We start from the raw sequence: 15,200 nt of genomic DNA, 5'->3' as shown, positions 1-15,200 counted from the left end.
CCGCACTCCCCGCTTCAGCCCGCGGCCGGATCGACCGCTTCGGCAGTGTCCTTCTTTGCCAGCTCGGCGGCAACCCCCGGCGCCAGCCGGATGTGCAGTTCCTTGAGCTGCTTGTCGCTCACCGTCGACGGCGCGTGCATCATCAGATCCTCGGCCTTCTGCGTCATCGGGAAGGCGATCACCTCGCGGATGTTCGGCTCGTCGGCGAGCAGCATGACGATGCGGTCGACGCCCGGGGCCGAACCGCCATGCGGCGGCGCGCCGAACTTGAAGGCATTGATCATGCCCGAGAAGTTCGTGTCCACGTCCGCTTGGCTGTAGCCGGCAATCTCGAACGCCTTGTACATGATCTCCGGCTTGTGGTTCCGGATCGCGCCCGAGGACAGCTCGATGCCGTTGCAGACGATGTCGTACTGATAGGCAAGGATGTCGAGCGGATCCTTGGTCTCCAGCGCCTCCAGCTCGCCCTGCGGCATCGAGAAGGGGTTGTGGCTGAAATCGACCTTCTTCGCGTCCTCGTCATATTCGAACATCGGGAAATCGACGATCCAGCAGAACTCGAAGCGCTTCTTGTCGATCAGCTCCAGCTGCTCGGCAGCGCGGGTCCGCGCCAGGCCGGCGAGCTTCGCCGCCTGCGCTTCCTTGCCGGCGGCGAAGAAGATGCCGTCGTTCGGGCCGAGGCCCATCGCCTCGGCAATCGCCTTCATCCCGTCCTGGCCGTGATTGTTGGCGATCGGGCCGCCGAACACGCCGTCCTTCTGCGTCGCATAGCCGAGGCCGGGGAAACCTTCGCTCTGCGCCCAGCTGTTCATGTCGTCGAAGAACTTGCGGCTCTTCTCGTGCGTGCCCGGCGCCGGGATCGCGCGGACCACATCGCCGCCTTCGACGATCGAGGCGAAACGGCCGAAGCCGGAACCCTTGAAGAACTCGGAGACGTCGGTGATGACCAGCGGGTTGCGCAGGTCCGGCTTGTCGTTGCCGTACTTGAGCATCGATTCGCGGTACGGGATGCGCTTGAACGGCAGCGCGCTGACGCTGCGGCCCATGCCTTCCCAGTCGGCGAATTCCTCGAACACGCCGTGGAGCACCGGCTCGATCGCGGCGAACACGTCGTCCTGCGTCACGAAGCTCATCTCGAAATCGAGCTGGTAGAACTCGCCCGGGCTACGGTCGGCGCGTGCGTCCTCGTCGCGGAAGCAGGGTGCGATCTGGAAATAGCGGTCGAAGCCGGCGACCATCAGCAGCTGCTTGAACATCTGCGGCGCCTGCGGCAGCGCATAGAACTTGCCCGGATGGACGCGGCTGGGGACGAGATAGTCGCGCGCGCCCTCGGGGCTCGACGCGGTGAGGATCGGGGTTTGGAACTCGGTGAAGCCCTGGTCGATCATGCGCCGGCGCAGCGACGCGATCACGTTCGAGCGCAGCACGATGTTCTTGTGGACCTTCTCGCGGCGCAGGTCGAGATAGCGGTTCCGCAGGCGAATCTCTTCGGGATATTCCTGGTCGCCGAACACCGGCATCGGCAGGTCGGCGGCGGCGGACTGGACAACCACCTCGGCCGCGCGGAGCTCGATTTCACCGGTCGGCAGGTTCGGGTTCACCACGCTCGCATCGCGCGCGACGACCGTGCCGGTGACGGTGATTACCGATTCGGAACGCAGCGACTCGATCGCGGCGAAGGCGGGGCCGCTGACGTCGGTGACAATCTGGGTGATGCCATAATGGTCGCGCAGATCGACGAACACCAGGTCGCCATGATCGCGCTTGCGGTGCACCCAGCCCGACAGGCGGACGGTTTGCCCCACGTCCGCAGAGCGGAGCTGGGCGCAGTTGTGCGTGCGATAGGCGTGCATGATCCTGATCTTCCAACCTTGATCGCCGTCGGCCGCCGATGGCGGTGCCGGAGGGGCCAGCGCGACGATAGTGAACTCTTCAAGCCGCGCGCATTCCTGTCAGACCCCACTTTTGTCAACCCGAAGACCGGTATATGGCCGCTTGATGCACATTCATGGTTTGATCGAAGATTCCGCTTCCCTTGCCGATCTTTGCACCCGCCTCGCGCAGTCCGACTTCATCACGGTCGATACCGAATTCATGCGCGAGAACAGCTACTGGCCCGAACTCTGCCTGATTCAGGTCGCGAACGATCGCGAAGCGGCGGCGATCGATCCCAAGGCGCCGGACCTCGATCTCGGGCCGCTGCTCGACCTGCTGGTCGACAATGAAGACGTGTTGAAGGTCTTCCACGCCGGCGGGCAGGATCTGGAAATCGTCTACAACCTCACCGGCAAGACGCCCTATCCGCTGTTCGATTCGCAGGTGGCGGCGATGGCGCTGGGGCAAGGCGAGCAGATCGGCTATTCGAACCTCGTCGAAACCTATCTGGGCATCGTCGTCGACAAGGGCGCGCGCTTTACCGATTGGGCGCGCCGGCCGCTCGACAAGCGCCAGATCGATTATGCGATCGCTGACGTCACGCATTTGTCGACGATCTTCCCGAGGATGCTCGAGAAGCTGCGCAAGACGGGCCGTGGCGCCTGGCTCGACGAGGAGATGGAGCGGCTGGGCAATCCCGAAAACTATCGCAACGATCCCGACCAGGTGTGGCAACGCGTGCGGATCAACAGCCGCAAGCCCGATGTGCTCGGCCGGCTCAAGTCACTCGCCCGCTGGCGCGAGCTGGAGGCACAGGGCAAGGATCTGCCGCGCGGGCGCATCGTCAAGGACGAGACGCTAGCCGATATCGCCGCCAATCCGCCGCGCAAGCAGGCCGATCTTGCCAAGGTGCGCGGTCTTTCCGCTGCATGGGCGGGCAACGACATCGGCGGGCGACTGATGGCGGCGATCGAGGATGCCAAGCCGATGCCCGCATCCGAAATGCCCGGGCGTGACGATCGCAAACCGTCGCTGGGCAAGGATGGCGCACTGGTCGCCGATCTGCTCAAGCTGCTGCTCAAGATCCGCGCCAAGGAAATCAACGTTGCGGCGCGGTTGCTCGCCCGGTCGGAAGACCTGGAGTCGCTGGCGGCGGGATCGCGCGACGGCCTGTCGATCCTTCAAGGCTGGCGCTACGAACAGTTCGGCCGCGACGCACTGGCGCTGGTGGAAGGGCAGCTCGCCTTTGCGGTGCGCAACGGGAAGCTCAAGATGAGCCGCACGCAGGAGCCGTCATGAGCCGCGTGATCGCGATCCTGCTGGCCGCGCCGGTCGCGCTCGCCGGATGCGCGCCCAAGACGGCGCAGCCGCTGCCGCCGGGCATCCAGTGCAACGCGAACCCCGTGCTGGCGCTGAAGGGGAAGCCGCGCAGTGCCGCGACCGAGGCAGAGGCGTTGCAGCGTTCGGGCGCCAAGCGGGTCCGCTGGATCGAACCGGGATCGGCCGTCACGATGGATTTTCGGCCCGACCGGCTCAACCTCTCGCTCGATGAGACCGGCACGATCACCGACGCGCGCTGCGGCTGATCGGTGCGGCGCTCAGCCGGCCGTTACCGCGCGCAACCCCAGCGAGGATGCGAGCGCGCGGTGGCGCTTTTCCACCGCCTCGCCATACAGCGCCTCGTCGCCGGCGGCGAGGTGCAGCACCAGCCCGTCGCCGTCGATCCGCAGCCGCGAGCGTTTGAGCGGTGCCGCCACGCCGCCGCTGAGCCGCTGGCCGAGCCGCATCGCCAGTCCCCAGCGCTTCGCTTCGGCGAGCGCCTCGAACGAGGCGAGCTGCTCGAGCGGCGCTGGCGTGTCGGTCGCGCCGCCGAGCGAGGCGTAGAGCGCCTGCGCGATCATCGCCCGCCCCGCGGCGTCGATTCCCACCCAGTTGCCGTGCAGCCCGACCTCGAGCCCGCGCTCGGCGCGGAACTCGGGGTTCGCCCGCCAGCCGACATCGGCGAGCAGGCAGGCCGCATGGCGCAGCCGCGCCCAATCGGGCGCGTCATCCTTGAACAGCGGCGCGATCCAGGCGTCGAGCAGATCGCCGTGCTCGGGGAACCGGCCGAGCCGCTGCCCCTCCTCATGCGCGGCGGCGATCAGCGGGTCTTCCCGGCGCTGCTCGGGCGACAGCCGCTGATAGAGCAGCCCCTCGCGCAGGCCATAGGCTGACACGATCGTGCCGGTGCTGCCCAGCTGCTTGACCACCGCGAGGACGAGCGCGGCGGCGTCCGACAAGGTCGGGATGCGCCCGCTCGACAGGTCGGGCACGGTCTTCAGATCGGCCTTGGTCGCGCCTTCGACGCGCCTGCCCAGTTCGGCGATGCGATCGATCGCCAGCGGATATTGGTGCAGGATCGGCAGCGGATAGCCGCTGAGATGCATGTCGAGCTTGGCGAGCGACCGCCACGAACCGCCGACCATGTAGAATGGCAGCCCCTTGCCCAGCCCCTTCCAGCCGACCTCGGCGATACGCGCGGCAACCTCGCGATCGAGCGCACCCTTGCCGCGCGCGCGGATCGCGCCGATGCGGAGCACGCCCAGCGGAAACGAGACGCAGCCGGTAACGGTGCCGGCGACAACTCGGACCAGTTCGAGACTGCCGCCGCCGAGATCGCCGACGATCCCGTCGGCATCGGGAATGCCCGAAAGCACGCCAAGCCCGGAGGCCGTCGCTTCCTCCTCGCCCGACAGCAACTCGACCCCCAGGCCGATCGCCCGCGCCGCTTCGATCAGTTCGCCACCGTTCGATGCCTCGCGCACCGCAGCGGTGGCGACGGTACGCACCGCCGTCACCCCCATCTCGCGCGTCAGCAGCGCGAATCGGGCGAGCGCCGCTCGGGCCGTGTCGAGCGCCGCCGCATCGATCGCGCCGGTTTCGCCGAGTGAGCGCCCCAGCCCCGCCATCACCTTTTCGTTGAACAGGATCGCCGGCAGCCTCGCCGGGCCTTCATAGACGACCAGCCGGACCGAGTTGGAGCCGATATCGATGATCGCGACGCGCGGCCGTGCCGGTGCGGCATCGACGGGCGCGGCGCGCAAGCGGGTCGCCATGCCTCAGTCTTCCTTGGGGGCGCGGCGCTTGCGCGGCGACAGACGCGGTTGAGGCCGCCGCGCTTCGAGCGCCGCACCGCGCCCGGACAGCGAAGGATTTGTCATAAAGAAGCGGTGGAGGTTGAACACACCGCCTTCGCCCGGCTCGATCCGGTCATAATGGCCGTCCGGTTGCAGCAGCCAGCTCTGTTCATTGTCCAGCAGGTTCGCCACCATCACCTGATCGAGCACCTGATCGTGAACGGTGCGGTTGAGGATCGGCAACATGAACTCCACGCGCCGATCGAAGTTGCGCGGCATCCAGTCTGCCGACGAGATATAGACCTTGGCGCCGTCGTTGGGCAGCGCCTTGCCGTTGCCGAATGCCCAGATCCGGCTGTGCTCCAGGAAGCGCCCGACGATCGACTTGACGCGAATGCGCTCCGACATGCCGGGCACGCCCGGCCTCAAGCAACAGATGCCGCGGATCACCAGATCGATATCCACCCCGGCGCTGCTGGCCTCATACAGCTTCTCGATGATCGCTGGATCGACCAGCGAGTTCATCTTGGCCCAGATCGTGCCCGGCCGCCCCTCGCGAACATGCGCGATCTCCTCGTCGATCAGCGTGACGAGGCGGTTGCGCAGGTCACGCGGCGAAATGCCCAGCAGCTGAAGGTGCCGGGGCTCCACATAGCCGGTGACATAGTTGAAAATCTGCGCCGCATCGCTGCCCACCCGCGGATCGGCGGTGAAGAAGCTCAGATCGGTGTAGATGCGCGCGGTGATCGGATGATAGTTGCCGGTGCCGAAATGGCAGTAGGTGCGATAGGCATTGCCCTCGCGTCGGACCACCATCGACACCTTGGCATGCGTCTTCCAGTCGATGAAGCCATAGACCACCTGCACGCCCGCGCGTTCGAGCGCGGTCGCCCAGTAGAGATTCTGCTCCTCGTCGAACCGCGCCTTGAGCTCGACGACGGCGGTCACCGACTTGCCCGCCTCCGCCGCCGCGATCAGCGCGTTGATCACCGCCGGCTGCTTGCCCGCGCGATACAGCGTCTGCTTGATCGCCATCACGTCCGGGTCGGCCGCCGCCTGCTGGAGGAAGGAGAGGACGACGTCGAACGTCTCATAGGGGTGATGGACAATGATGTCCTTCGCGCGGATCGCCGCGAAGCAATCGCCGCCATATTCGCGGATGCGCTCGGGGAAGCGCGCGGCGAACGGCGTGAACTTCAGGTCCGGCCGATCCTCCTCGACGAGCATCGCGAGATCGCCGACGCCCAGAAAACCGCCGGTTTCGGTGAGCAGCGCTTCGCTGCCACCGAGTTCTTCCTTCAGGATCGCCTCCAGATCGAGTGCGATGCCTTCTTCCATTTCGAGACGGATCACCCGGCCGCGACGGCGACGCTTGATCGCCGAGCGGAAGGTCATGACCAGATCCTCCGCCTCTTCCTCGATCTCGATATCGCTGTCGCGCAGCACGCGGAACGCCGCCGCCGCCTGCACCTCATATCCGGGGAACAGCAATGTCGCGAAATGCTTGATCAGCGTCTCGATCGCGACATAGCGCGCCGGCGTGCCCGGCAGCCGCACGAATCGCTTGATCGTCGAGGGCAGCAGGACGAGCTCGCGGATCGGTTCGTGATCGGATTCGCGGAGCAGATTGAGGATGACGCTCGATCCCTGGTTCGGGATGAACGGAAACGGATGCGCCGGATCGAGCGCCTGGGGCGTCAGGATCGGGAAAATCTGTTCGCGGAAATGCGCTTCGAGCCAGCGTTCGTCCTCACCGGCGATCGCATCGGCCTCGAGAACGAAAATGTCGGCGAGCGCGAGTTCGGCGCGAATGTCGATCCAGACGTCTTGCTGCTCGTCGGCAAGCGTCGCCGCCTCGGCCGAAATCGCCTCCAGCTGATTGGCGGGCGTCAGGCCATCGGCGGAGCGCGTGTCGATATTCTGGAGCTGCTGGCCCATCAGGCCGGCGACGCGCACCATGAAGAATTCGTCGAAATTGCTGCCGGAGATCGACAGGAAGCGAAGCCGTTCGAGTAGGGGGTGCGCGGGATTGCACGCTTCCTCCATCACGCGCCGGTTGAACGCCAGCCACGATAGCTCACGGTTGAAATAGCGCGCGCCCGCGGGCGTCGACGGGGTGCTGGATGCGGAAGCCGATTCTGTCATTCCGTCTCGCTATCGCTGGATTGCGTCAAAAGGCTTGCAGCCTCGAGTGTAGCCTTGACCACCGGGAGCGACAAACGACCATCGGTTTCGGTTTCGAGAATGTCGGCCACGCGCAGGATCGCAACATGGCTGCGTTCGATGCGGCGGGCGATCCACGCGATCACCGCCGGCGGCGCGTGCAGCAGGTGCCGGGCAAAGGCGCGCTCGATCAGGCGCGGGATCAGCGCATCGTCCGGCGGCCCGATCTCGAGCAATGTCGAGGCGCCGAGCCGCGAGCGCAGATCGGGCAATCGCACCGGCCAGATCGGCGGCGGCGCATCGGCGACGATCAGCAACGGGCGATGTTCCTGCTGCGCCTGGTTCCAGGCGTGGAAGACATCGGTCTCGCGCACGCGCTCCGCGTCGTCGATGATCGTCGCGCCCGTCTTGGCGGCGAAGATGCGCGCGAGCAGGCTGCGGCCGGACTTGCGCGGGCCGACCAGCAGCGCGGCCATCACCGGCCAGCTTCCCCAATGTTCGAGCTGCTGGACGGCGTGTTGGTTCGATTCGCCGACCAGAAACTCCGTCTCGCTCGCATCGGGCAGCCCGAGGGGCAGGCGAAGCTGGCTCATTGGCCCCGCGGCGTTGCCGTCGGCCGCGGCGTCGGCGAGTTCTGCGGCGCTGTCGTGCCGCCGACGCCACGGCGGATCCGCAAGACGCCCGGCCCTTCCTGAACCGACCATCCGCGCGATTCGAGCGCGGCGCGGAGTGCCGCCTGCGATCCGTCGAACGCGACGCGCATCACCGATATGCCGCCAAGTGCAAGGCTGGTGGTGGTGGCGGAACGCACCCCGGGCACGCCGCGGATCGCGGTTTCGCTCGACGTCACCGACGCCGCGTCGGGGGTGTCCACCTGCACCGACAGCGTCGTCAGGCTGGCCGATTGCGGATCGGGCGTGGGCGTGGCGGACGGTTCCTCGGCGGGAACCACCGGCTGCGGCAGCGGCGGACGCGCGGCGAGCACCGAATCGGTCCGCAACACGCCATTGGCCAGCGCCTGCTGATAGGCCTTGTCGATTCGCTGGACGGCGGCATCGAGCAGCGCATCGAGCGCGTCACCATTTTCGATGCGGAGCGCGAAGCTGGTGATCGGCCGGCGATCCGGGCCGTGGCTCGCGGCGAACACGCCGACGATCGGCCCGCCGGGATATTCGCGGCGAAGCTGAACCTCGGCAACCAGCATGTCGCTGGCGCCATACTGGTCGAGGATGGTGCGCCACCAGTTGCGCCCGCGCCGCATCGTCTGGCCGGCATTGACCAGCAGCCGATCCGCGCCGGCGCCCCGCAGCCGGACATAATCGATCGTGGTGCCGCCGGTGCGGAACCGATTCCATGCGCGCGCCCATGCGGTCTCGCGCTCGAACACCTCGCCCACGCCGCCTGAAAACTGAAGCGGCACCAGCAGCATCGGCGGCGAATGGCTGACGGCGATCGATACGCCCAGGATCGAACCGGCTTTCGCCCGATCGAACAGCACGCCGAGCGTGGCGATATAGCGATTGGGGCCGATCTGCTCGCGTTCGACGACGATGCCCGTAACGATCGAATCGAGTGCCGAATCGGAAAGCGAGCCCGGCCGCCCCGTCAGCCGGCGCGACAGCATGTCCCAGCCCTTGCGCTGGGCGATCCGCCAGCCGCCCTGTCGGGCCTGCTCGGCCGACTTGCCCGACACGTCGACCGTCACGCCGCCCACTTCGAAGCTGTTGGAGGGATCGGAGACGGCCGCAGGGGCGCCGCCCTGCCCGTGCGCCACGACCGCACCGGCCCCCGCCAGAGCGAGGGCGGCGAGCGCGGCAACGGATTTTGGACGGCGAAATTGCATGCGGGCGCCCTTTTGGCGAAGCGGGCGTGGAAATCCAAGCGCGTTGTGGCTAGGCGCATTTGCCATGAGCGACACGAACGCGGGCGAAGGCCCCTACACCTATGCCCAGGCGGGCGTTTCCATTGCGGCCGGCAACGCGCTGGTCCGCGCGATCGGCCCGCTGGCGCGATCGACGCGGCGATCGGGCGCCGATGCCGATCTGGGCGGCTTTGGCGGGATCTTCGACCTGAAGGCCGCCGGCTTCAACGATCCGCTGCTGGTCGCGGCGAACGACGGCGTCGGCACCAAGCTGAAGCTGGCGATCGAGCATGACCGGCATGACGGCGTCGGCATCGACCTCGTCGCGATGTGCGCCAACGATCTGATCGTCCAGGGTGCCGAGCCGCTGTTTTTCCTCGATTATTATGCGAGCGGCAAGCTCGACAATGCGGTTGCCGAGCGGGTGATCGCCTCGATCGCCGATGGCTGCCGCCAGGCGGGCTGCGCGCTGATCGGCGGCGAGACGGCGGAAATGCCGGGCATGTATGCCGATGGCGACTATGACCTGGCCGGCTTCTGCGTCGGCGCGGTCGAGCGCGACCGGCTGCTCGACGGCAAGAAGATCGCGCCCGGTGACGTGCTGCTCGGGCTCGCCTCGAACGGCGTGCACTCGAACGGCTTCTCGCTGGTGCGGCGACTCGCGGCGGACAAGTGCTGGAAGCTCGATCGCCCCGCCCTGTTCGACCAGGAGCGGCTGCTGATCGACGCGCTGATGGCGCCGACTCGCATCTACGTCGCCAGCCTGCTGCCCGAGCTGCGCAAGGGCACGATCCACGGCCTCGCCCACATCACCGGCGGCGGGCTGCTGGAGAATGTCCCCCGCGTGCTGCCCGAGGGCACCCATGCCCGGATCGACGCCGATGCCTGGCCGTTGCCGCGGCTGATGGCGTTCCTGCAGGCCCAGGGCAATATCGAGCCCGAAGAGATGGCGCGCACCTTCAACTGCGGCATCGGCATGGTCGCGGTGGTCGCCGCCGACCAGGCCGAGGCGGTGTCGGACGCGCTGAGCGCGGCGGGCGAGACGGTGTTCACCATCGGCACGATCGAAGCCGGCGAGCGCGGCTGCACCGTGGTCGGTGGCGAGGAGACCTGGAGCGCGCGCGCACCGTGGAGCGCCACGCACCATGGGTGAGCCTTCTGGCGGCGCGTCCAGTCCCAAGAAGCGACTCGGTATTCTGATCTCGGGCCGCGGATCGAACATGGCCTCGCTGGTCGAGGCCGCCGCGGCACCGGACTGCCCCTATGCCGTCGCGCTCGTCGCCAGCGACAAGCCGGAAGCGGCCGGGCTCGCCTGGGCCGCCGAGCGCGGCGTGCCGACCTTCGCGCAGAGCCCCAAGGGCATGCCCAAGGCCGAATATGAGGCGAAGATCAATGCGGCGCTGCGCGAAGCCGGCGTCGAGGCGATCGCGCTTGCCGGCTATATGCGGCTGCTCTCCGACGATTTCGTCGCGCGCTGGCGGGGGCGGATCGTCAACATCCACCCCTCGCTGCTGCCCAAGTACAAGGGCCTCGACACCCACGCCCGTGCGATCGAAGCGGGCGATGCCGAGGCGGGTGCGTCGGTCCATATCGTCACCGAGGAACTGGACGGCGGCGCCGTGCTTGGCCAGGCGCGCGTGCCGATCCTTGCCGGTGACACGCCGGACGCACTCGCGGCGCGGGTGCTCGCCGAGGAGCATCGCCTCTACCCCCGCGTGCTCGCGGCGTGGCTGAACGGTCGCGGCTGATCTGTAGCCGGCGATAAAACAAGGATATTCCGGCGCCCGATCGCGTTGTTGATGCCGCCGCAGATCGCGGCGAACAGCGGGAGAACGGGAATGGCGGCGTCGACAGACCGGGCACTGGAGCCCGAACGGGTGGGCGGCGTTGCCTCCGCCGAGGATGGGCTCGTCCTGCTCGACGGGCCGAACGGCGTTGCCGTCGCGATGACGGTCGAGGCGGCCGAATCGACGGCGCGGAGCCTCTGCTCGGCGGCGACCGAAGCCAAGGCACAGCGTTCGGGCCAGTGACTGCGGCCGGGTCATCCCTTGCCTGTCACCTCTTGCCTGTCACCTCTTGCCTATCGCCCCCCGCGGCCGCGATAAGAGGCGTCGATGATCAAGGTCGCCAGCTACAATATGCGCAAGTCGATCGGAACCGATCGGCGCCGGCGCCCGGAACGGACATTGGAAGTGCTGCGCGAAGTCGATGCCGACGTCATCGCGCTCCAGGAGGCCGATCGACGTTTCGGCGCGCGCGAGGCGGTGCTGACCGCCAACCTGCTCGCCGAGCATAGCCCCTGGAAGCCCGTGCCGTTCGGCATGCGTGCCCGGTCGATGGGGTGGCATGGCAATGCGCTGCTGGTGCGCAAGAGCGCGCAGATCATCGATTGCGAAGCGATCCATCTGCCGACGTTGGAGCCGCGCGGCGCGGTAATGGCCGATCTTCGCATCGACGGACAGCCGCTGCGCGTGATCGGCATGCATCTCGATCTCTCCGGCCTGTGGCGGCGGCGGCAGGCGCATGCGATTCTGGCGCACCTCGCCGCGAGCACGAAGGCGTATCCGACGGTGCTGATGGGCGATCTCAACGAATGGAGCGCGCATTCGGGCTGTCTGCGCGACTTCGGAACCCATTTCGCCTTTGCGGATACCGGCAAAAGCTATCACGCCCGCCGCCCGATGGCGCGGCTCGATCGCATCATGGCGTCGGAAGCGCTGGAAATCGTCGAATCGGGCGTTCACACGAGCCTCGCCTCGCGAACCGCGTCCGATCACCTGCCGGTGTGGGCGACGCTCAGGCACCGCTGATGCACGAGGTTCACGACCGCGAACTGCGCCTCGCGCTCGTCTGCTACGGTGGCATAAGCCTCGCCGTCTACATGCACGGCATCACCAAAGAAGTCTGGCACCTCGCCCAGGCGAGCTGCGCGGCCCAGGACGGCGAGGGTCCGTCCAGCATCTATCGGGAGTTGATCGAGGAAATTGGCGCAAAAACCTGCGTCCGCCTTCGGGTGCTGGTGGACATCCTTTCTGGCGCCAGTGCTGGGGGCATCAACGCAGTGTTTCTGGCTCAGGCGATCAGTTCGGGTCAATCGCTCGATCCGCTCACACATATGTGGCTTGAACATGCCGATGTCGAAGCGCTGCTGGCGCCGACTCAGGCCCCCTCGCATCGCTTTGCCAAGCTGTGGGCGACGCCGATCGCCTGGCTGCTTGCCAACCGCACCGCCGCCATCGACGAGACAGTCGAGGCGTCGGCCCGCGACGAGGTGCGCGAGAAGCTGGAGCGGTTCGTCCGCTCGCGGTGGTTCGAGCCCCCATTCGGCGGTGCGCAGTTGCTCGGCACGATTCTGGACGCGCTCGACGCGATGGCGGCCGGACCGAAGGGGAAGCGCCTGCTCCCGCCGGGACAACCGCTCGACCTGTTCGTCACCGCCACCGATTTCCGCGGCCACCCGGAAGCGCTCCGCCTTCACTCGCCCCCCGAAGTGATCGAGACCGAGCATCGGCTGGTGCTGGCGTTCAGCGATCATGGCCAGACCGATTCCGGCCAGTTGGCGAGCCCGGCCGCGCTCGCCTTTGCCGCGCGCGCCACGTCGAGCTTTCCGGGCGCCTTTCCGCCCCTGACCGTTGCCGAGATCGACGCGGTCCTTGCCGCCCGCGGCACCGCCTGGCCCGAACGCGACGCCTTTCTCGCCCGCGCTCTTCCGCGCCAATGGGCCGATAACCAGGCGAAAAACGCGGTGCTGATAGACGGATCGGTGCTCGCGAACGCGCCGTTCGGCCCGGCGATGGAGGCACTGCGCGAACGGCCGGCGCGGCGGCAGGTCGATCGCCGGTTCGTGTTCATCGACCCCGCACCCGGTGCGCGCTTCGACTTCTATGGCAAGCCGCAGGAGCAGCCCGGCTTTTTCGGCACGATCATCGGCGCCCTCTCCGAACTCCCGCGCCAGCAGCCGATTCGCGACAATCTGGAGGCGATTGCCGAGCGTTCCGATCGGATCGAACGAATGCTGACAATCATCACGGAGATTCGCAGCGAAGTCGAAACTCAGGTGGAATCGCTGTTCGGCTATACGCTGTGGCTCGACTATCCGACGCCGAAGCGACTGTCCGCGTGGCGCCGCCGTGCACAGATCGCCGCCGCCACGAAAGCGGGCTATGGCCACACCGCTTACGGCCTGTTGAAGGTGGAAGGCGCGATCATCCGCACGGCGCAACTGCTCCATGCGCTCGGGCCGGACCAGGGACCGGAACGATTGCGGACGATCCGCGCGTTCCTCGCAGCGAACGTCCATGAGCGCGGCGCCGATCGGTTCGGCGCAACCTATGCCAATGGCGCATCCGAACCCGCGCTCGAGTTTCTTCGTAGCCACGATCTCGGGTTCAGGATCCGTCGACTGCGACTGCTCGCTCGGCGTCTGAGCGAGCTTGAGCGACAGGCGGGCCGCGCTGGCCTGCGTCCGATGCGCGACGCGATCTATACCGCGCTGTCAGCCTATCTGGAGCTCAAGCGCACCGACACCTTCGCGGGGCTAGCGCGCATCGTCGATCCGGTGGTCGGCGGGGCCAATGCGGCGCTCGATGCGGTGGCCGAGAAAATGCAGCTGAGGGCGCTCGACGGCAAGACCGACGAATGGCTGTCGGCCGGCTTCAGTGCGCTGTCAAAAGAGCTGCGGCGGCCGATGCTGCTTGCCTATCTTGGCTTCCCCTTCTTCGACATTGCGACGCTGCCGCTGCTCCAGGGCGAGGGCATGGACGAATTCGACCCCATTCGCGTCGACCGGATCGCCCCTGACGATGCCTGTGCGATCCGCAGCGGCGGCGCTGGGGCGACGTTGAAGGGCATCCAGTTCAATAATTTCGGGGCGTTTTTCAGCCGCGCCTATCGCGAGAACGACTATCTTTGGGGCCGGCTGCACGGCGCCGACCGGCTGATCGACATCGTTCTCTCGGCCGTCGATCCTGCCACGACGCCCGATGCGGCGCGTCTCGCCACGCTAAAGCGTCGCGCATTTCTGGCGATTCTCGACGAGGAGGAGCCGCGGCTGACGACCATCCCCGGCCTATTCGAGGAACTGCGCGCGCTGATCGGCTGACCCACCCGTTGCCGTGGATCGGCACGGCGCCTAGAATGCTCCCGATTTTCCTGGAAAGGTGCGGAATGCGATTTCTGAAGGTGCTGCTGTGGCTGTTGCTCGGCGGCGTGATTGCGGGCTTCGTGATCTACAATGGTGGCGAAAAGGTCAGCATCCAGCTGTGGGGCGGTATGGTCGCCGATGTCAGCCTGCCGATGCTGCTGATCCTCGTGTTCCTGGCGGGCTTCCTGCCAATGCTGATCGCCTATCAGGCACTTCGCTGGCGGATGCGGCAGCGTTTTGCGGGCCTCGAGCGCGCGCTGGCCGATCTCCGGACGATGAACACCACAGCCGTGCCTGCGGCGCGCTGGGAAGGCCCAGCGCTCGACTCCCCGCCCGCGCCACCGCTGATCAGCGAGCCGCGCGCATGAGCGGCCGCATCTATGTCGCGCTCGACACGCCCGAGCTGGAAAAGGCCAAGGCGCTCGCGCAAAAGGTCCGTCACCATGTGGGCGGCATCAAGCTGGGCCTCGAATTCTTCATGGCAAACGGCCGTCACGGCGTGCACGAGATGGCGGAGATCGGCCTGCCGATCTTTCTCGACCTGAAACTGCACGACATCCCCAACACCGTTGGCAAGGCGGTGCAGGCCCTGCGGCCGCTCAATCCGGCGATCCTGACGGTCCATGCCGCCGGCGGCCGGGCGATGCTCGAAGACGCGAAAGCCGCCGCGCCCGAGGGCACCAAGGTGGTGGCGGTGACGATGCTGACCAGCCTTGACGGCGCCGACATGACATCGATCGGCCTGAAGCCCGACCCGCACGAGCAGGTGATGCGTTTGGCCGAGCTGGCGCGTTCGGCGGGCGTCGACGGCATCGTCTGTTCGGGCGAGGAAGTGAAGGCGGCGCATGCGGCGTGGAAGGACGGCTTTTTCGTCGTGCCCGGCGTGCGGCCTGCGGATGCGCATGTCGGCGACCAGAAGCGGGTGGTGACACCGCGAAGCGCGGTGGATGCAGGGGCTTCGATCCTTGTGATCGGCCGGCCGATTACACAGGCCGCCGATCCGGACGCGGCCGCCCGCGCAATTGCCGCGACGCTTTGATAG

At 67.1% G+C, this 15,200-nt stretch carries 14 protein-coding genes; 9 read left to right on the top strand and 5 right to left on the bottom strand.

All coding sequences use genetic code 11. The features are described from left to right. Nucleotides 1–14: 14 nt before the first annotated feature. Entirely contained in the window at nt 15–1,853 is a 1,839-nt protein-coding gene (aspS, locus tag ACX40Y_RS07620) for an aspartate--tRNA ligase (protein ID WP_459118955.1), read from the bottom strand. Nucleotides 1,854–1,998: 145 nt separating this feature from the next. Between aspS and rnd the strand changes: the two genes are divergently transcribed. Next, complete coding sequence (gene rnd, locus ACX40Y_RS07615; protein WP_459118954.1) at nt 1,999–3,174, top strand: ribonuclease D; 1,176 nt, start codon at nt 1,999–2,001, stop codon at nt 3,172–3,174. Next, complete coding sequence (locus tag ACX40Y_RS07610; RefSeq protein WP_459118953.1) at nt 3,171–3,461, top strand: I78 family peptidase inhibitor; 291 nt, start codon at nt 3,171–3,173, stop codon at nt 3,459–3,461. The genes rnd and ACX40Y_RS07610 overlap by 4 nt, the downstream gene beginning before the upstream one ends. Before the next feature lie 12 nt (nt 3,462–3,473). Here ACX40Y_RS07610 and ACX40Y_RS07605 read toward each other — a convergent pair whose 3' ends face one another. From ACX40Y_RS07605 to ACX40Y_RS07590, 4 genes are read right to left on the bottom strand one after another with little or no spacing between them, the layout of a single operon-like run. Next, the gene (locus ACX40Y_RS07605) at nt 3,474–4,970 is read right to left on the bottom strand and encodes a Ppx/GppA phosphatase family protein (RefSeq protein ID WP_459118952.1); all 1,497 of its coding nucleotides are present in this window, start codon (nt 4,968–4,970) and stop codon (nt 3,474–3,476) included. A gap of 3 nt (nt 4,971–4,973) precedes the next feature. Next, nucleotides 4,974–7,136: an RNA degradosome polyphosphate kinase gene (locus ACX40Y_RS07600; RefSeq protein ID WP_459118951.1), complete on the bottom strand. Its 2,163-nt coding sequence runs from the start codon at nt 7,134–7,136 to the stop codon at nt 4,974–4,976. Continuing rightward, complete coding sequence (locus tag ACX40Y_RS07595; protein ID WP_459118950.1) at nt 7,133–7,747, bottom strand: P-loop NTPase family protein; 615 nt, start codon at nt 7,745–7,747, stop codon at nt 7,133–7,135. Before ACX40Y_RS07595 ends, ACX40Y_RS07600 begins: the two co-directional genes overlap by 4 nt. Further along, nucleotides 7,744–8,997: a heavy-metal-associated domain-containing protein gene (locus tag ACX40Y_RS07590; protein ID WP_459118949.1), complete on the bottom strand. Its 1,254-nt coding sequence runs from the start codon at nt 8,995–8,997 to the stop codon at nt 7,744–7,746. The genes ACX40Y_RS07595 and ACX40Y_RS07590 overlap by 4 nt, the downstream gene beginning before the upstream one ends. 64 nt (nt 8,998–9,061) lie before the next feature. On the opposite strand from ACX40Y_RS07590, the gene purM reads away from it, so the two are divergent. The 7 genes from purM to pyrF all read left to right on the top strand — a co-directional run bounded on the left by purM (nt 9,062) and on the right by pyrF (nt 15,197). Beyond that, nucleotides 9,062–10,168 (top strand): phosphoribosylformylglycinamidine cyclo-ligase, encoded by a 1,107-nt coding sequence (purM, locus tag ACX40Y_RS07585; protein WP_459118948.1) that lies wholly within the window; start codon nt 9,062–9,064, stop codon nt 10,166–10,168. Further along, nucleotides 10,161–10,763, top strand: coding sequence for a phosphoribosylglycinamide formyltransferase (gene purN / locus ACX40Y_RS07580; protein ID WP_459118947.1), 603 nt, complete (start codon nt 10,161–10,163; stop codon nt 10,761–10,763). The genes purM and purN overlap by 8 nt, the downstream gene beginning before the upstream one ends. 90 nt (nt 10,764–10,853) lie before the next feature. Continuing rightward, nucleotides 10,854–11,045: a hypothetical protein gene (locus ACX40Y_RS07575; RefSeq protein ID WP_459118946.1), complete on the top strand. Its 192-nt coding sequence runs from the start codon at nt 10,854–10,856 to the stop codon at nt 11,043–11,045. A gap of 84 nt (nt 11,046–11,129) precedes the next feature. Next, complete coding sequence (locus ACX40Y_RS07570) at nt 11,130–11,825, top strand: endonuclease/exonuclease/phosphatase family protein (protein ID WP_459118945.1); 696 nt, start codon at nt 11,130–11,132, stop codon at nt 11,823–11,825. Continuing rightward, entirely contained in the window at nt 11,825–14,116 is a 2,292-nt protein-coding gene (locus ACX40Y_RS07565) for a patatin-like protein (RefSeq protein WP_459118944.1), read from the top strand. Before ACX40Y_RS07570 ends, ACX40Y_RS07565 begins: the two co-directional genes overlap by 1 nt. Nucleotides 14,117–14,181: 65 nt before the next feature. After that, nucleotides 14,182–14,526, top strand: coding sequence for a LapA family protein (locus ACX40Y_RS07560; RefSeq protein WP_459118943.1), 345 nt, complete (start codon nt 14,182–14,184; stop codon nt 14,524–14,526). After that, entirely contained in the window at nt 14,523–15,197 is a 675-nt protein-coding gene (gene pyrF, locus ACX40Y_RS07555) for an orotidine-5'-phosphate decarboxylase (protein ID WP_459118942.1), read from the top strand. The genes ACX40Y_RS07560 and pyrF overlap by 4 nt, the downstream gene beginning before the upstream one ends. The last annotated feature ends 3 nt before the right edge of the window (nt 15,198–15,200 follow it).

It is taken from the genome of Sphingomonas sp. RS6 (assembly GCF_054489705.1).
This window is presented reverse-complemented; position numbering and strand designations above follow the sequence as displayed.